Source organism: Deinococcus aquatilis DSM 23025 (genome assembly GCF_000378445.1).
GTDB lineage: Bacteria > Deinococcota > Deinococci > Deinococcales > Deinococcaceae > Deinococcus > Deinococcus aquatilis.
Map to the genome: position 1 here is coordinate 46,296 of NZ_KB899709.1, position 16,068 is coordinate 62,363.

Annotated in this window: 16 protein-coding genes; 8 read left to right on the top strand and 8 right to left on the bottom strand. The window is 63.0% G+C overall.

Annotation, left to right across the window (positions count from 1 at the left end):
* Position 1: 1 nt before the first annotated feature.
* Positions 2–559, bottom strand: a complete 558-nt coding sequence (locus F561_RS0110255; RefSeq protein WP_019009875.1) for a tyrosine-protein phosphatase — start codon at positions 557–559, stop codon at positions 2–4.
* Positions 560–607: 48 nt separating this feature from the next.
* Entirely contained in the window at positions 608–2,230 is a 1,623-nt protein-coding gene (locus F561_RS0110260; protein WP_019009876.1) for an ABC transporter ATP-binding protein, read from the bottom strand.
* A 111-nt stretch (positions 2,231–2,341) separates the two neighbouring features.
* On the opposite strand from F561_RS0110260, the gene F561_RS0110265 reads away from it, so the two are divergent.
* The 5 genes from F561_RS0110265 (at position 2,342) to F561_RS0110285 (ending at position 7,518) form a co-directional block, all read left to right on the top strand.
* Complete coding sequence (locus F561_RS0110265) at positions 2,342–3,139, top strand: phosphatase PAP2 family protein (RefSeq protein ID WP_019009877.1); 798 nt, start codon at positions 2,342–2,344, stop codon at positions 3,137–3,139.
* 162 nt (positions 3,140–3,301) lie between these two features.
* Positions 3,302–3,955 (top strand): monothiol bacilliredoxin AbxC, encoded by a 654-nt coding sequence (gene abxC, locus F561_RS0110270; RefSeq protein WP_019009878.1) that lies wholly within the window; start codon positions 3,302–3,304, stop codon positions 3,953–3,955.
* 446 nt (positions 3,956–4,401) lie between these two features.
* Positions 4,402–5,226: a hypothetical protein gene (locus F561_RS0110275; RefSeq protein ID WP_019009879.1), complete on the top strand. Its 825-nt coding sequence runs from the start codon at positions 4,402–4,404 to the stop codon at positions 5,224–5,226.
* Complete coding sequence (locus tag F561_RS0110280) at positions 5,223–5,660, top strand: DUF8082 domain-containing protein (RefSeq protein ID WP_019009880.1); 438 nt, start codon at positions 5,223–5,225, stop codon at positions 5,658–5,660. The genes F561_RS0110275 and F561_RS0110280 overlap by 4 nt, the downstream gene beginning before the upstream one ends.
* Before the next feature lie 151 nt (positions 5,661–5,811).
* Positions 5,812–7,518 (top strand): HAMP domain-containing protein, encoded by a 1,707-nt coding sequence (locus tag F561_RS0110285; protein WP_019009881.1) that lies wholly within the window; start codon positions 5,812–5,814, stop codon positions 7,516–7,518.
* Between the two features lie 249 nt (positions 7,519–7,767).
* Here the strand turns inward: F561_RS0110285 and F561_RS0110290 are convergent, their stop codons facing one another.
* On the bottom strand, positions 7,768–8,229 hold the full coding sequence (locus F561_RS0110290; RefSeq protein ID WP_019009882.1) for a PA2169 family four-helix-bundle protein: 462 nt from the start codon (positions 8,227–8,229) through the stop codon (positions 7,768–7,770).
* A 203-nt stretch (positions 8,230–8,432) separates the two neighbouring features.
* Here F561_RS0110290 and F561_RS0110295 point away from each other — a divergent pair, with 203 nt between their 5' ends.
* A complete protein-coding gene (locus F561_RS0110295; RefSeq protein ID WP_026298789.1) occupies positions 8,433–9,164 on the top strand; it encodes a YqjF family protein in 732 nt (243 codons plus the stop codon).
* A gap of 3 nt (positions 9,165–9,167) precedes the next feature.
* On the opposite strand, the gene F561_RS0110300 is transcribed toward F561_RS0110295, so the two are convergent.
* The 5 genes from F561_RS0110300 to F561_RS0110320 form a co-directional block, all read right to left on the bottom strand.
* Positions 9,168–10,133: a tetratricopeptide repeat protein gene (locus F561_RS0110300; protein WP_019009884.1), complete on the bottom strand. Its 966-nt coding sequence runs from the start codon at positions 10,131–10,133 to the stop codon at positions 9,168–9,170.
* Entirely contained in the window at positions 10,130–10,657 is a 528-nt protein-coding gene (locus tag F561_RS0110305; RefSeq protein WP_019009885.1) for a PH domain-containing protein, read from the bottom strand. Before F561_RS0110305 ends, F561_RS0110300 begins: the two co-directional genes overlap by 4 nt.
* On the bottom strand, positions 10,654–11,340 hold the full coding sequence (locus F561_RS0110310; RefSeq protein WP_019009886.1) for a phosphatidylserine decarboxylase: 687 nt from the start codon (positions 11,338–11,340) through the stop codon (positions 10,654–10,656). Before F561_RS0110310 ends, F561_RS0110305 begins: the two co-directional genes overlap by 4 nt.
* Before the next feature lie 107 nt (positions 11,341–11,447).
* Positions 11,448–12,176: a peptidylprolyl isomerase gene (locus F561_RS0110315; protein ID WP_019009887.1), complete on the bottom strand. Its 729-nt coding sequence runs from the start codon at positions 12,174–12,176 to the stop codon at positions 11,448–11,450.
* A gap of 79 nt (positions 12,177–12,255) precedes the next feature.
* On the bottom strand, positions 12,256–12,756 hold the full coding sequence (locus F561_RS0110320) for an Lrp/AsnC family transcriptional regulator (protein ID WP_051096887.1): 501 nt from the start codon (positions 12,754–12,756) through the stop codon (positions 12,256–12,258).
* A gap of 176 nt (positions 12,757–12,932) precedes the next feature.
* Here F561_RS0110320 and ald point away from each other — a divergent pair, with 176 nt between their 5' ends.
* Both ald and F561_RS0110330 read left to right on the top strand, forming a co-directional pair.
* Positions 12,933–14,039: an alanine dehydrogenase gene (ald, locus tag F561_RS0110325; RefSeq protein WP_019009889.1), complete on the top strand. Its 1,107-nt coding sequence runs from the start codon at positions 12,933–12,935 to the stop codon at positions 14,037–14,039.
* 169 nt (positions 14,040–14,208) lie between these two features.
* Positions 14,209–16,014, top strand: a complete 1,806-nt coding sequence (locus tag F561_RS0110330; protein ID WP_019009890.1) for an ABC transporter ATP-binding protein — start codon at positions 14,209–14,211, stop codon at positions 16,012–16,014.
* Positions 16,015–16,068 lie beyond the last annotated feature (54 nt).

Consider the following 16,068-nt stretch of genomic DNA (forward strand, 5'->3'; position numbering starts at 1 on the left):
TCTATTCCACCGGGTGTACAAGATTTCGCCTGACTTGATTCAAATCAACTCGGTTGAAGTAAGTTTCAGGTTCACCCATTCCTTTGAGCGCCTGCACCATCCATTCTTCTTTGACTTCCCCATCACTCAAGAGATATTCAGCAACGATAGACTGTTCTGACACGCCAAGAATACTGAGCAGGGCAGCAACGACAATGCCTGTTCTATCTTTACCCGATGTGCAGTGAATCAGAACCGGGTACTGAAGAGAGTCAGCCTCAAAACTGGCAACAACTGCATTTAACCAGCGCCGAACTTGCCCATCAGAGGTGTTGTACTTCTCCAGGGTATTCGAGGTTGGAAAGTGCAGCGTTTTTACAGGCCAGTTGTGTTGATCTGGCCCATTCCTCAAGTTGATGATGGTCTCTGGCGAGCCGATGTCATCCAGTGAATCGACATAATCGATCTTGCCCCCCCTCAACAATTTGCCGGGGGGCAAGATCGATTTTCCGGCAATCAATTGAAGAAACTCACCCACATCGCGGAAATTGACGCATCCAGCCGAATAATCGAGGGCCATGACTGTTGGCATCTCTGATCCTTGACGGAGCTAGATCTATTTTCCGCCTTACCGCTCCCCAGTCGTCTGGCCTACGCTGACTTCTCCGCTGCGGCCACTGCTGGTTTGCCCGCCGCTGGTTTGCCCGCCGCTGCCCGTCATCATCAGGCCCAACTGGGTTTCGGTGGCGTCGGCGGCACTCACTTCCCCGGCAATCTGGCCCTCGTACATCACCAGAATCCGGTCTGCGAGGTTCATCACTTCGCCCAGATCGGCGCTGATCAGGAGTACGGCCAAGCCCTGATCGCGTGCTTCCACGATTCGGGCGTGAATAAACTCGATTGCGCCGATGTCTACGCCGCGTGTGGGCTGGCTGGCGATCAGGATTTTCGGGCCTTTCCTCATCTCGCGGGCCACGATGATTTTCTGGGCGTTGCCGCCGCTGTAGCGCCCCGCTTGCAGGCTGGCACTGCGCGGGCGCACATCGTACTTCTCCGACAGGTCGCGGGCGTTCTGTTCGATCACATCCAGATTCAGGAAGCCGAAGCGCCCGGCAAAGGGGGCCTGATCGTGCTCACCCAGAATGAAGTTCTCGGCGGTGGTCATGTCCAGCACCAGCCCGCGCTCGTTGCGGTCTTCAGGAATGTGCGAGAGGCCCGCCGCTTCCACCTCGCGCACGCCCCGCGCCTGCTTGCCCAGATAGGTGATCGTGCCGCTGAGGGTAGGAATCAGGCCCGTGATGGCTTCCACCAGTTCGCTCTGGCCGTTGCCCTCCACACCCGCGATGCCCACGATTTCGCCCGCCCGTACCTGAAACGACACGTTGTCTACGGCGTTCTTGTACTCGCCCTTCACAGTCACATTTTTCACGTCCAGCGCGACTTCCTTGGGCTGAGCGGCGGTTTTGTCGACGCGCAGATTCACCTCGCGGCCCACCATCATGCGGGCCAGGGTTTCGGTGGTGGCCCCAGCGCTGGGAATAGAGCCGATCATCTTGCCGTCGCGGATTACGCTGATGGTGTCCGAGATGTGCAGCACCTCATGTAGCTTGTGGCTGATGAAAATGACGGCGTTACCGCTGGCCGCATACTGGTTTTTCAGGAAGTCGAACAGTTCGTCGGTTTCGCTGGGGGTCAGCACGGCGGTGGGTTCGTCCAGAATCAGGATGCGTGCGCCCCGGTACAGTGTTTTCAGAATTTCTACTTTCTGCTGCTTGCCCACCGGCAGATTCCCGATCAGGGCGTCCGGATCAAGGTCAAAGTTGAACTGCTTGACCAGATCGGCCACCTTGCGCCTTGCACTCGCAATGTCGATGCGCCCGCCGATGGTGGGTTCTGCGCCCAGAATCACGTTTTCGGTCACGGTCAGGGTATCCACCAACATAAAGTGCTGAAACACCATGCCGATGCCGCGTGCGATGGCGTCGGCGGGACTGTTCAGATTCACCGTCTGGCCGTCTACCACGATTTCGCCGCTGGTGGGCGGCTGAGCGCCGTAGACGATCTTCATCAGCGTGCTTTTGCCTGCGCCGTTTTCGCCGCACAGGGCATGCACGCTGCCCCATTTCACGGCCAGAGAAATGTTGTCGTTGGCAAGCACCAGCGGAAAGCGTTTGGTGATGTTGCGCAGTTCCAGCGCATATTCAGAGTTGTGCCGAACCTCGCGCAGCACGTCGGGAGTGGGGGCGGTCATGGGTACAGTGTAGCGGGGCCAGCCGGAAGGATGAAGATGCAGGCACCCTCTTCAGGCAGGCGCAAAGTAATTCACGCTTGCCGTTTGCGGCCTTCAGTCAGAATGTGAGGCATGGAATCATTCTGGTTGGCAGTCACGAATCTGGGACGGGATGAAGTTTTTATTGTGGTTTTGGCGTTGTATACGTGGTTGGTCAACCCGCGCAGTGGGCGCAATCTGGGCGTGGCGTTCGCCCTGAGTTATCTGGTCAACTCGGCGCTCAAATTTGGCTTCGATCTGCCGCGCCCCTTTACCAACGACCCCACGGCGGCCAGTGCCGCAGCCAGAGCCACCGCAGGCGGCCCCGGTCTGCCCAGCGGTCACACGCAGATGGCGGCCACCCTCTGGGGCGGCATTGCCCTGCAAGTCCGGCGGCCCGGTATGTGGGTGGCGGCGGGTCTGCTGATCGTGCTGATCGCCTATTCCCGCCTCGCCCTGAACGTGCACTACCCCAGTGACGTGATCGTGGGTCTGCTGGTGGGCGGCCTGTTTGCCCTCATGGCCGCCCGAATCCATGTGCCCGACGACGGCGCGGTGCGCTGGGGCGTGCCCGCATTGCTGCTGGTCGTCGCGGCCTTCCTGCCCGCCGGAACTCCCCGCGAGTACGGGACGGGGCTGGGGCTGCTGGCCGGATTCTGGTTCGCCCGCCCCACCTTCACCCCGCCCCGCGACCTGGCCGGACGCCTGATCGTGGCCGTGCTGGGCCTGCTGCTGGTCTTTGCTGTGTTCTTCGGATTGGGAGCCTTGCCCCAGAGCTTCAAAGACATCGGGCTGGTGCGGGCGCTGCGGTACGCGCTGCTGGTGTGGGTGGCAGCAGAAGGAGTACCACTGGTGCTGCGGCGCTGGATGCCGAAAAACGGTCAGTGGTAGGTGGTCAGTGGTGAGTGGGAACGGCAAGAACAGAACCGCCTCCAAAACGGCATCAGGTGTGAATCTTTTGACCTTCCCACTGACTCCTCACTCCTGACCACTTCCCGCTCCTTGTGTCCAGTCTCACTTCATTTTCTAAAGCATCAGAGGTAAGATACCCACATGACAACCCCCAACGCTCAGACCGAGGCCCAACAGCAAGTTTTGGTGCCCCTGACCACGCCCGAAGACGTTGATCAATTTCTGAAAGAGCACCCCCTGGCCGCCGTATTCAAGGCGGGCACCTGCCACAAGACCATGCAGGGCTTTGGCGTACTGGAGCAGTTTTTGCAGCGCCACGAACTGCCTGTGGGCTTTATCCGGGTCGTGGATTGGCGTCCGGCCAGCAACCACGTCACTGACCTGACGGGCATTCAGCACCACAGTCCCCAACTGATTTTGTTCAAGGAAGGCCAGCCGCAGTTTGAAGTCAACAACTGGGACATCACCCCAGAGGCGCTGGAGCCTGTGTTCACGGCGCAGGTGCCCGTGCGTGCCGGAGAAGGGGCTGTGTCCACCGACGACAATGTGGAACCCTACCGCCGCCTGATGCACGACTTCGTGGAAGGCCGCCTCAGCGACTGGGCTTTTCAGGATCAGTACGTGAATATGTTCCGCGACGACGCCAGCCTCCGCAGTCAGCGCGAATTCGAGCTGCTGTCGCGTCTGTTTGGCGACCCCGACGCCTATCACGGCGGCCTGCACCAACTGGGTCAGCCTCAGCAGCGCGGCGACCTGAAGGCCCGTGTTCAGGAACTCCTGACCGAGCTGGGCTGATCCCCGCGAGCAAAGTGGAACCAGGTAGAACAAGAAACTGAGTCTGCCCAAGAGACGCACACCCGGCAATTCCAGCGGGTGTGCGTTCATATTGCTCAGTCCGCCTCAGTCCATCCGGCCCGCTCTGGCCCGAATCTATGGTTCTCCTCTCCTGCATCGGCAATCCTGCGCTCTCGCCTCAGCCAGCCGACAAATTAAGATCTCTGTTCTTCCAGTCTCATGTCCAACCCAGCCGAACCCGGCGGGCCGGACGTGAGATTTTCGACGTGTGTAAGCGGGCCGTAAGAGGTTTCGCGGTGAGATGGTGGTGTTCATTTTCTGCACACTCCCCACTTAGTTTTCTCAGAGGGACTGCCAGGAACCTCGGCCCGGTACTTTGCAACGCCCGCTCCGTGCGTACAGCGAAAATTTAACTTCCACTCATCTTAATCGTAGGTACACTGCCCATGTTGACCACTCTGCCTCTGCTCTCCGTACCGCAAGACCTTGCGGTGTACTCTCATCTATCCACCGATCATTACCCCTGGACAGAAGTTACGGTAGACCTCGCCACACGTCAGGCACAGGGATTTACTGGGGTATTCGATGCCATGCAGGGCCAGCGGTGGGCACGGTTCCTGTGGGTTCGCGGCCAGATGCGCGGCGGGTTCACGGCGGGCGGTGAGGTCAGTTGGGCCACCATGATGCGCGGTCTGCCTCAGGCGATCATCAGCCTGCAAGAACTGGAACCTGTGGTGGCCGAGATCGTATGGAGCTGCCGTCAGGCCAAGCCTGCTCCACTGCGCGGCGCGTGGCCCGACGTTCAGGTCACGCTGGAGCGCGAGCGGTTTTTTGGGGTGCTGGTTTCCGGAACAGCGTGCAGCTACTGGGAAACGGGCCGGATGCTGGGCGGCACCCTTCCCAAACAGGGCGCGGCCTGCGTCACGCTCTCGCCGCCAGTCATCGACGACCGCCCGACCCTGCTGGCCTTCTGGATGGAACTGATCGCCGTGACCCACCGCGCCTTCCCCCTCGATGAAGTCTGGCGGCAGGTCAGCATCGGGCTGGCTGCCGAACACCCCTGCCTGGATCCCTTCGCACAGGAAGTACGCGTGCTGGGCGGGGTACTCCAGGCCGATCAGGAGGTGGGCGTGAGTGAGCTGCGGCCCGCGCTGCTGGCGGCCTACCGCGCCACCCTGACCCGGTTGGGCGTGCGCCTAAACGATCTGCCCATCGCTTCTCTGCGTGAACAGCCCATCTGGGCCACTGCTGGACTGGAGGTGACCGCATGACCGCCCCCACTGGACAACCCAATTCCACTGGCCCCCTGAGATGGCCGAGCGACCTGCAAGATTCCACGCCGCTGCCTTTTAACGTGTGGCGCGTGATGCATCAGGTCAACGGCGAGCGCGACGCGATGGAGGTCGCTCGGCTGGCCCGCGTGAGTCTGCCGGAAGTGTTGGATGCCGTAAGTCAGGCCGGGCGCTGGTCGGGCCGCGCAGCGCAGCGCGAACAACCCGTGACCGAACAGGCCCTCAAGGAAATTCAGCAGTGCCTGATGGTCGTCGTCGGGCCGATGGGTGAATTCATGGTCGACGACGCTTTTGAAGACCTCGGGGAGCAGAACGTGACCCTCAGCCAACTGCTGGGCCACCTGGCGACCCAGTTGGGCGAAAGCCGCGTGCAGGCCTTCGTCCGGCAACTGCGGGCGCGGGGCATCGCATGACGCGCCTGCGCCGTTCCAGAGACGGCCCACGACTTTCACTGCTCGCGGCGCACCTCACCGCACACCACCGCCTCTCTGATCCCTCTTCCGTCCGCGCCCCTCTTCTGCCCAGCGGTCTAGGCTTGGGCAGCCCCCACCGGAAGGTCATGCCATGAAGTACACCGTCATCATTCGCCAGCCCGTACCAGATGAGGTTCGCCCCAATCTGGAAAAACAACTCATGGAACGCTTCGGCCTGTCGGGTGATCAGGCCCAGCGCCTCTCGGCCCGCCGTTCTGGCCGACTGATGAAACCCACTGGCCGCGCCCGCGCCGACCTGCTGATGCGGGTGTTTCAGGATGTGGGGGCACAGGTGGCAATGGAAGAGGTACGGGAAGAAACGGGCATGTTCAGCGACCCCTTTCAGGCTGTTCCCACCCCCACGCCTGCCATGGCGGGCTGGAGCAACGGCCAAACTGACGACGTGCCTCTGGCACCGACCCGTCAGGGCGAAACGCTGGCCGAGTTGATCGCCAGCAGCGCCCGCAGCGACGCTGGTGGCCGTCAGCCTGCCAGTGGAGTGGTGGGCCGCGCCGCCCTGGCCGAAGACGACAACTGGGCCGACCTCGCCGCGCCGCAGCCCGGCAACCTGTCTGGACGGGGCAGCAACGACCTGGACAGCCTCTTTCCCGCTGGTGCGGCGTTCCCCGACACCACCGTTTTCCCCGATCCTTTTGCGCCTCAGGGCGGCGCTCCGCTCGGAACAGCGCCCACGATGAACGGGCTGGACAGCCTGCCCGAAGTCTCTGCCGCCAATCTGTCTGATCCTGCGGCGCAGGCCAATGCCTCTACCGACGTGTGGTCTGACTTCACGGGCGCACTGACGATCACGGATGCCAAGCCCCGCGAGGAGGCTGCCCCCGCCGAAACGCCCTCGGCCATGTTCCTGACCGCCGTGAACGAAGAAAGCCGCAGCAACCTGGGACGGCGCCGCAGTCTGGCCCAGCAGTTGACCTTCGGGGCGCTGGCTCCGCTGGCCCTGTCTACCGCCGTCACGCTGACCCTGCTGAGCCTGACCCTGCCCGGATTGCAGCGCCAACTGGTGGCCCAGAACGCACAGGCCGTGGCCGTGGCCGTGGGAACCAGCCTCGACACCCGCGACCAGGAAACAGTAAACGCGCAGCTCGACGCTCTTCTGGCCCGCTCTGCCGTAGGTTTTGTGCGCGTGGAGTTGCCCGACGGCACGACCTACTTCCGTGGCCGTGACCCCCGCCTGGACGGAACCCTGCAAAGCAGCGTGGCGAAGTGGTTGGTGGACAACCCCATCACGGGCACCTTCCAGACGTCGGGCAGCGCCGCCGACAGCTACCGCACCCAGTTGCAGCAGCTTGAGGACGTGGGCGCAGGTGACTCTGCCCAGGCGCAGGAGCTTCGCCGTCAGGCCGAAGACCCCGCCAACCAGCGCAGCGACCGCACACCCTACGTGGTCAGCCGCCTGGGCGTGATCGAGGGCGAGAACGGCCAGCGCACCACCACCTCCGCCACCGCCAAGAACGACAGCCTGCTGTACCGAATCGCGGTAGGGGTGCCCAACGCACAGGCCGCCATCAACCTCCGCAACACGCTGCTGCTGGTGCTGGGCGTGTCGCTGCTGGCGTTGGCACTGGCCGGTGTACTGGCTGTACGTGCCGCCCGCCGCGTGGTGCAGCCCATCGAGCGCCTCGTCTCTGTGGCCGATGCCATCAGCATGGGCGACCTGACCCGTCCTGTACAGGCCGACCGCAACGACGAAATCGGTGATCTGGCACAGGCACTGGAGCGGATGCGCCTCAGCTTGGAAGCCGCGATGGACCGTCTGCGCCGCCGTAAACGCGGATAAGTCTTCTCAACATCAGCAGCAGTGGGCGGCCAGAGCAACAAAGGGCCGCCCACCGCTTTTGAAATCGTGCCGACAACAGCGCTCTGTCTCAGGTGAGGGACAGAGGCATACCTGTAAAGATGCAGAACAGAAACATCCTGACACCGCAGCAAGAAAGAGCTGCTGAGGGGAAGGCCGCGACTTACCGAGCAGCCCACATCAAAAAGGACAGGGAACCTCTAGCGGCCCCTGCCCCAGATTGACTGGACTTTACTTGCTGGCTTCCATGCTGTGCTTCATATCGCGGATCTGGTCATGGCTGGCCTTCACCTGAGCAAACTGCGTTTCCACGAAAGAACGGATGTCGGCGGGCAGGTCGGCTTCTTTCAGCACATCCTGATAGTTTTCCACGGCCACGTCTTCGCCGCGCTCGCACTCTGCCACCACCTGATAGTCACCGCGTCCGGTCACGGCGTCGCGCACGTTCAGCCAGGTACGGTGCAGGGCTGCACCCACGCTGCCGCCCTCGCGGGGCTTGTCGCCCAGGCGGGTGATGTGGGCTTCCACTTCGTTGGCAAGCTGGGCGCGTTGGGTGCTGCGCTCCGAAAACAATGTCTTCAGGCTGGCTTCGGTGGCATGTTCGGCGGCGTCGGCAAAGCCTTTTTCACCGTCGCGCAGGGTGCCCAGCAGGTATTGCAGTTTGTCCAGCACGGTTTCGTTGGTCATCGTCATGGTAGTTCCTCCTGAGGTGTGAGGGCGAATGCAGGCAATGGGGCGCATTAACACACCCGGCCCACAGGCCATATGCCGAGAGTACGGGGCGTACCCATACGGCTTGGCGTGAAAACACACAGGAGGAATTAACACGACGTTGAGCCTCTATTGGGCATGCCCTGAGACAATGTTGATGGCCGGGTCTGTGCTTGACTGCGTCCATGACTGCGCCCGTTTCCTCTCCCCTGCCTCCCGCACGCGGTCCCTGGGTTTTGCGAATGCAGTGGCACGACCTGTGTTTCATGCACTGGCCCGTGAACGCTGAGGCCATTGCCCGCACCCTGCCAGCAGGTGTGGAGGTAGATACACGCGGCGGGCAAGCCTACCTGGGCGTCGTGCCTTTCCGCATGAGCGGTGTCGCGCCCCGCACCCTGCCCGACGTGCCGCGCCTGAGCGCCTTTCCGGAGCTGAACCTGAGAACGTATGTCACGGTGGACGGCGTACCGGGCGTGTGGTTCTACAGTCTGGATATTCCTGAACCTCTGCCTGTGGTGCTGGCCCGCACCTTCTTTTATCTGCCCTACAACCTGGCCCGGATGTGGATGCAGCATGAACACGGAATCACGCGGTATGCCAGCCTCCGCACGCAGGCCGACGCCCCGGCAGGCCGATTCGCCGCCGCCTACCGGTCCACAGGAGCAGAGTTTCAGGCTGCCCCCGGCACGCTGGAAGACTGGTTGACCAATCGGTTGGCCCTGTACAGCGCCGACCAGCAGGGCCGCGTCTACCGGGGGCACATCCACCACACGCCCTGGCCCCTGCGCCGCGCCGAAGCCCAGATCACCGAAAATACGCTGGCTGACCGCCTGGGTGTAGTGCTGGAGGGCCAGCCCCATCTGCTGCACGCCAAGCGGTTGGATGTGCGGGCGCGGTGGGTCGAGCGGGTGCGCTGAAAGCTAGGCCGTGTTCTCCAGTCCAAACGGCACCTTGAGGCCCGCTTCCGCTGTTTCGCGGGCGATGGCGGGAGCGTGGGTCAGGGCCAGCACAGCGCGGTAAGTTCGCAGCGCAAGGTCGCGGTCTCCCTGCGCGTCGCGCACTTGTCCCAGACGGGCCAGCGTCAGACCGGGCAGGCTGCGGGGCAAGTCGGTCAGACCGTGTGCAGCGCGTTCCAGCAGGGCGCGGGCGGTGGCAAGGTCGCCCACGGCGAGGTGAATGCTGGCGGCGGCAGCGTCCAGTTCGGCTTTGGGCGTGACCGGATCGCCGGGTTCGCGGTCCAGGGCGGCCAGCAATGCGCCCAAGTCGTCGGCTTCATTCAGTTGCCAGGCCCGGTCGGCCAGCGCCCGCACGCGGCTCAATTCGCCGGGGGCAAACCCGGTCAGCTCAGGCAGGGTGGATTCGGGCAGGAGGGCTTGCAAGCCCGGCAGATCGTCCAGCGCTGCCAGTACCACCCCCGACTGACCCTCCAGAGCGCCTGCCAACTCGGACAGACGCCGCTCCTGCCAGCGCGTGCCAGGGCCTTCGTCCAGCGCAGTACGCACGGCGGCGTGGTAGGTGCGGGCAGAGTCCAGAAGCTCTGGGCTGATGGCCCGCACGTCACTGAGGGGTTCGGTCAGGGCCGCACTCAGGGCACGTTCGGCCTGCCCTGCCGCCCGCAACCGTTCGCGACCCTGTGGATACTGGTTCAAAAAGTTGGTGAGCTGGTGGTAGTCAGCCTCGGCCCAGGCCCAGTCGGGGGCCACCTCGCGGATGCCGATTCGGGCGGCGGGCAAGGCGTCGCGCAGGGGGTGATCGGGGTCGGAACCCGTGGCCCACCAGACTTCGGACACGCCCAGAAACCGCAGGAGTTCGACCACCGTACCCGCGTTGTACTGCGGGCTGAGGCGCAGCAGGTCGCCCACATCGGGCAGCAGCGTGAGGGTCATGGGCTGACCACCGCGCCGCGCCGCGCCAGTTCATCCAGCAGATGTTGAGGATCGGCGGGGGTCAGGAAGTACCACCGGAGCGGTTGGGAGGCGGCCTGATTGATCGGCAAACCCACCAGAATTCCGCCCGACCCTGCCGATGCCAGAGCCGTAACCGACTTCACCTCATCGGAAACAAACGAAAATGCGCCGCTGAGATACCCCGGCAAGCCTGTGCCAAAGGTGCGAACGCCCAAGCGTCCTGCTGTACGCCGTGCCCGCATGCCCAGCACGGGCAGCAGCGTGGTTCCAAACAGATGCCTGATTTCCAATCCATCTGGGGTCAGGCGGTAACGCAGGCGGCGCGGCGCAAGCTGAAAAAGAACTGTGAGCGCCGCAGCCCCCAGCAGCAATTCCCAGTGCGGTACGGTGGGCGATTCGGGGAGGTCGGGCACGAAGGCCAGTGCCGCCAGCAGCAGCGGAATCCCCCACAGCACCACCTGAATTGGCCCTGATCCCGCCGGATGTGCCAGCTCAAAAGTCATGCTTCGGCCCGCGCCACCACCGTTTCTGCGCCAATTACGCGCTCGCCTACGCTGATCTGGGGCGTAAAGGCGGCGGGCAGCAGCAGCAGCACCAACCCGCCTTCATCCAGAAACGCACTCTTGTTGCCCGCCCGCGCCGCGTCGCCTTCGCGGGTGTAAGACGTGGCCTTCAGGCCGCTGCCGGGAGCCACCAGCGTCACGGTCACGTCTCCGTGCGGGGTCTGGGTGGTCAGGGCGTGGCGCTCGTTTTCCAGCGTGCCACGTGTGCCCAACAGGTCGGCAGGGCGTCCAGCCAACAAAGAAACGGCTGCCCCCGCCGAAAGCAGCGGCGTGTTCTGGCGGCTGCCCGTATGGTGGGCACGGGTCACTGCCCCACCGACCGGGTGGTATGTGAAATGCACGTCCAGCGGTCCCATGTACACACCCAGCAACCAGCCGTCAGGGGCGGCTTCCGACAGGCCCGACAGGTCGCTGACCGGGATGGAATGGGCTGCGGAGTCAGTGTCGATCTGCCCGCCCGTCACGCGCTTCACGAAGCACACCACGCCGTCGGCTGGGGCCAGAACCGTATCGGCATCGGTGGGCGGCAACCGCACCGGATCGCGAAAACGGTACACGCCGCGCAGGTAATACAGGGCGGCTCCGGCAGCGGCGAGAGGCAGAATGCGGCGCAACAAAGTCATAGCCGGAGTCTAGCGGGAAGCAGCACCGTACAGAGGGGCAAGCCCCACAGACCAAAAACAGAGCGGCGCAAACCCGCAGGCCGCGCCGCTCTGGGGTCTGAACAGCCTTACTTGGAGGCCAGGATGGTCACGCTTTGCAGGGTATCGGCCACCACTCCGGGCAGGGGCGTATCGTTGCCGCTCGCCGTGCGCGTCAGCTTATTGAGGGCGTCTTGCCCCGCCGTGACCTTGCCGAACACCGTGTACTGTCCACTCAGGAAATCAGCGTCGGTGAGGGTGATGAAAAACTGGCTGCCCTGAGAATCGGGGCTTTGCGAGCGGGCCATGCCCAGCACACCTGCCGAGTTGAAGCGCAGCTTGTTCTTGACTTCATAGGAGAACTGGTAGCCAGGACCACCTGTTCCCCAGGCCGCTTTTTTGGCTGGATCGACGCTGAGAGGGTCACCGCCCTGCGCCATGAACCCGTCGATGACACGGTGGAAACGGGTGCCGTCATAGAAGTGATTCAGAGCCAGGAATACGAAGTTGTTGACGGCCACCGGACTGCCCGCAGCGTTCAGATCGATGGTGATGTCACCCTTGGTGGTTTTCAGGACGGCGCGGTACTGCTTGCCGGGCACCGTGACCTGCGTGGCCTTCTCGAAGGTGCGAATGGGGGTGGAGCTGAGGTAGGGCAGCGGTGCATAGACGACTGGCGCGGCAGCAGTCGCAGGCGTGGTGGCAGCGGCAGGCGTTTTCGCTGGTACGGAGGTGGGAACCTTGCTGGCCTGGGGCGCACAGGACATCAGCAGCAGACCGAGCGCAGACAGGCCGAGGAAGCGTTTATGAGCAAGCATGGCCGGAGTATAGAGAAGGTGGAGATGAGACGGGCAACAGTCCCCACGGGTTGGCCTGATCGCTCAGAGTTGCCGGGGCCTATTCCAGAGACAGACTGGTCGTGTACTTTTCCTGCTTGACCACGATGGTGCTGGCGGTGTTGCGGACGCCGGGAATGGCGGCCAAGACATCCACCAAGAATTTCTGGTAGGCGTCCAGATCAGGCAGGCACACCTTCAGCAGATAATCGGTGTCGCCCAGACACAGGTAACATTCCAGCACCTCGGGGCGGCCCCGCATATGTTCGGCAAAGGTTTCAAAACCCTGCTTGGTCTGCTTGTCCAGCGTCACGCGCACCACCACCATCAGGTCGCGGCCCACCTGTTTGGGATCAAGCAGGGCCACATAACGGTGAATGATGCCCTCCTCTTCCAGCCGCCTGACCCGGCGCAGGGTGGGCGCGGGTGTCAGGCCCACCTCGTCGGCCAATTCGGTATTGGGAATGCGGGCATCGCGTTGCAAGATGGCGAGAATGTGCCGATCGATGGCGTCGAGTTCCACGACACCGGAACGTGCGGAAGCAGGCTGAGATTGTGACATCTTGAGGCCAAGTTTAGCAGTTTGGCGCAACGTTATTGCGGCAATGCCTCTGTTGGCGGGCGTGCGGGCAATCGCGACTTGGGTGCTTCCTGCTAGCATTGCGCCATCTCAAGACAGGTCTGCCGCGTGATGGTCACAGCGGCCCAGCCAGATTCGTTTTACCCAGGAGGAACACCATGAATATCGGACTTCCCAAAGAAATCAAGGTCAAAGAAAACCGCGTTGCCCTCACTCCCGGCGGTGTGGGAACACTGGTCAGGCGCGGTCATACCGTGACGGTGGAGCGCGGCGCAGGCGTGGGCAGCGGCATTGCCGACGCCGAATACGTGGCAGCGGGCGCAGTGATGGGCACGGCAGACGAAGCGTGGGCCGCACAGATGGTCGTCAAGGTGAAAGAGCCGATTGAGCGTGAATACGGCTACCTCCGCAGCGATCTGTTGCTGTTCACTTACCTGCACCTCGCCGCAGACCGCGCCCTCACCGAAGCCCTGCTGAAGGCCGGAACCACCGCCATCGCCTACGAAACCGTACAGGTCGAAGACGGCAGCCTGCCCCTCCTGATGCCCATGAGCGAGGTCGCGGGCCGCCTGAGCGTGCAGGCGGGCGCGTATCACCTGCAAAAGCCGGTGGGCGGGCGCGGCGTGCTGCTCGGCGGCGTGCCCGGCGTGCAGGCCGGACATGTGGTGATCGTGGGCGGCGGCGTGGTGGGCACCAATGCCGCAAAAATGGCGATGGGACTGGGCGCAAAAGTGACCGTGCTGGACGTGTCTCACCGCCGCCTGACCTACCTTGACGACGTGTTTTTCGGCAAGCTGACCACCATGATGAGCAGCGAAGCCAACATCCGCGCCCTGCTGCCCGAAACCGACCTGCTTGTGGGCGCGGTGCTGATTCCCGGCGCAAAAGCTCCCCACCTCGTCACCCGCGATATGTTGCCGCTGATGCAGGAAGGCAGCGTCATCGTGGATGTGGCCGTGGATCAGGGCGGCTGCGTGGAAACCATTCACGCCACCACCCATGACGACCCCACCTACCTCGTTGACGGCGTGATCCACTACGGCGTAGCCAATATGCCCGGAGCCGTGCCGCGCACCAGCACGTTTGCCCTGACCAACCAGACCTTGCCCTATGCCCTGCTGTTGGCCGATCACGGGATTGGCGCTCTGAGCCGTAACAAGGCCCTCAGCCTCGGCCTGAACACACACGCAGGCCAGCTCACCTATCAGGGTGTGGCCGATGCACTGGGCATGGAGTACGTGGAGACGCAGGCCGTCCTGGCGTAAACACAACCGGAAAGTCAGTGATGGACAGAGCGGCGGGGCCAGAGGTGCGCCCGCCGCTCTGCCGTCTAGCTCAGAAATACCGCTCTCTGGCCCACTCAAGGTTGGTCGGGCCATCTTCCCCCTTTCTGAGGCGTAACCTGACCATATGTTGTCTCGTCCCAGCCGCTCTATGGCCTTGCCCGCCGATGCAGACCCAAACGCACCACGTCCCAAACGCGATCCCAGGCAACTTCTGCGCCTCCTGGCGTATGCCCGGCCCTACTGGAAATTATTTGCCCTGGGCGTGTTGGCAACGCTGGTGTCCAGCGGTCTGAATCTGGTGTTTCCCAGCCTCTTTGGACGCCTGATTGACGCCTCATTTTTGAAGGTGGGCAGCACCGATACTGGGCCGCTTGACCGCACGGTGCTGAGTTTGCTGGGCATTTTTGCGCTCTCAGCGCTGTTTGGAGCTACCCAGTCTTATCTGCTGTCACGGGTGGGAGCCAGCGTGGTCGCCGACCTGCGGCGGGCGCTGTTTTCTCATCTGATTACGCTGTCGCCGCGCTTTTTTGGCGACCACAAGACGGGCGACCTCACCAGCCGCCTGACTGCCGACGTGGGAACAGTGCAGACCGTGACCAGTACCGCTCTGGCGCAGCTGGCCGCCCAGAGCGTGAGCCTGATCGGAGCCGTGATCCTGCTGATTACCACCAGCCCCCGCCTCAGCCTGCTGACCCTGGCGATCATTCCGCTGGTCATCGGCACCGCCATTACCATCGGGCGGCGCATTCGCAAAATCAGCCGCAGCGTGCAGGACGCCATTGCCGATGCCAACGCCAGCGCTGAAGAAGCCATCAGCGGCGTGCGCGTGGTGCAGAGCTTTACCGCCGAACAGGTGGAACGCAACCGCTATGGCCGGGGCGTGTTGGCAAGTTTCGTGGCGGCCCTCAAGCGGGCGCAGTTGCAGGCCCTGATGGCAGGCGTCATGAGCTTTCTGACCTTTGGGGCGCTGGCGTTGGTGCTGTGGTACGGCGGGCGGCAGGTCATGGCGGGCGACCTGACCCCCGGAAAACTGGTCAGCTTTCTGATCTACGCACTACAGGTAGGCGGCACAGTGGCGGCCCTGACCGGGATTTTCAATCAATTTCAGGAAGCGTTGGGAGCGTCGGGCCGAATCTTCGAACTGATGGACGAACGAAGCGACCTGCCAGAGCCGACCAAACCTGTGCCGCTGGCCCGTGCAGAAGGCCGCGTGACCTTTCAGAACGTCAATTTCAGGTATGAGGGCGCACCGATTCTGAACGGCATCAATCTGGACGTGCCCGCCGGACAGGTGGTGGCGCTGGTGGGGCCAAGTGGCGCGGGTAAAACCACCCTCGTCAACCTGATTCCCCGCTTCTGGGACGTGTCCGAAGGGCAACTGAGCGTGGATGGACACGATGTACGCGACTACACGCTGGAAAATTTACGGGCACAGGTGGGCCTCGTGCCGCAGGAAACGCTGCTGTTTTCGGGCACCGTGTCCGAGAACATCCTGTATGGCCGCCCCGACGCCACGCCACAGGAAATTGAGGCCGCCGCCCGCGCCGCCAATGCCCACCAGTTCATCAGCGCCTTTGAAAAGGGCTATGACACCGTGGTCGGTGAGCGCGGCGTCAAGCTATCGGGCGGTCAGCGGCAGCGGGTGGCAATTGCCCGCGCCATCCTCAAAGACCCGCGTATTCTGATTCTGGACGAGGCGACGAGTGCGCTGGACAACGAATCCGAATCGTTGGTGCAGCAGGCCCTCGAAACCCTGATGGTGGGCCGCACGACCTTCGTGATCGCCCACCGCCTCAGCACCATTCGCAATGCAGACCGAATCGTGGTGCTGGACGAGGGCCACATCGTGCAGGACGGCACCCACGAGGCGCTGATGGCTTCGGGCGGCGTCTACCGCGACCTCTACGAACTGCAATTCCGCAAAGAGCAGGAAGCGCGAGCAGAGCTGGTGTAAAGACAGGAGCAATTCGTGTAATACAGCAAAAAAGCGCCTGCCCCGATGATCTGG

Bases quoted from the DNA above. Each gene is read 5' to 3' on its own strand.
- F561_RS0110255 (WP_019009875.1), bottom strand. From the start codon at position 559: ATGGCCCTCGATTATTCGGCTGGATGCGTCAATTTCCGCGATGTGGGT.
- F561_RS0110260 (WP_019009876.1), bottom strand. From the start codon at position 2,230: ATGACCGCCCCCACTCCCGACGTGCTGCGCGAGGTTCGGCACAACTCT.
- F561_RS0110265 (WP_019009877.1), top strand. From the start codon at position 2,342: ATGGAATCATTCTGGTTGGCAGTCACGAATCTGGGACGGGATGAAGTT.
- abxC (WP_019009878.1), top strand. From the start codon at position 3,302: ATGACAACCCCCAACGCTCAGACCGAGGCCCAACAGCAAGTTTTGGTG.
- F561_RS0110275 (WP_019009879.1), top strand. From the start codon at position 4,402: ATGTTGACCACTCTGCCTCTGCTCTCCGTACCGCAAGACCTTGCGGTG.
- F561_RS0110280 (WP_019009880.1), top strand. From the start codon at position 5,223: ATGACCGCCCCCACTGGACAACCCAATTCCACTGGCCCCCTGAGATGG.
- F561_RS0110285 (WP_019009881.1), top strand. From the start codon at position 5,812: ATGAAGTACACCGTCATCATTCGCCAGCCCGTACCAGATGAGGTTCGC.
- F561_RS0110290 (WP_019009882.1), bottom strand. From the start codon at position 8,229: ATGACGATGACCAACGAAACCGTGCTGGACAAACTGCAATACCTGCTG.
- F561_RS0110295 (WP_026298789.1), top strand. From the start codon at position 8,433: ATGACTGCGCCCGTTTCCTCTCCCCTGCCTCCCGCACGCGGTCCCTGG.
- F561_RS0110300 (WP_019009884.1), bottom strand. From the start codon at position 10,133: ATGACCCTCACGCTGCTGCCCGATGTGGGCGACCTGCTGCGCCTCAGC.
- F561_RS0110305 (WP_019009885.1), bottom strand. From the start codon at position 10,657: ATGACTTTTGAGCTGGCACATCCGGCGGGATCAGGGCCAATTCAGGTG.
- F561_RS0110310 (WP_019009886.1), bottom strand. From the start codon at position 11,340: ATGACTTTGTTGCGCCGCATTCTGCCTCTCGCCGCTGCCGGAGCCGCC.
- F561_RS0110315 (WP_019009887.1), bottom strand. From the start codon at position 12,176: ATGCTTGCTCATAAACGCTTCCTCGGCCTGTCTGCGCTCGGTCTGCTG.
- F561_RS0110320 (WP_051096887.1), bottom strand. From the start codon at position 12,756: ATGTCACAATCTCAGCCTGCTTCCGCACGTTCCGGTGTCGTGGAACTC.
- ald (WP_019009889.1), top strand. From the start codon at position 12,933: ATGAATATCGGACTTCCCAAAGAAATCAAGGTCAAAGAAAACCGCGTT.
- F561_RS0110330 (WP_019009890.1), top strand. From the start codon at position 14,209: ATGGCCTTGCCCGCCGATGCAGACCCAAACGCACCACGTCCCAAACGC.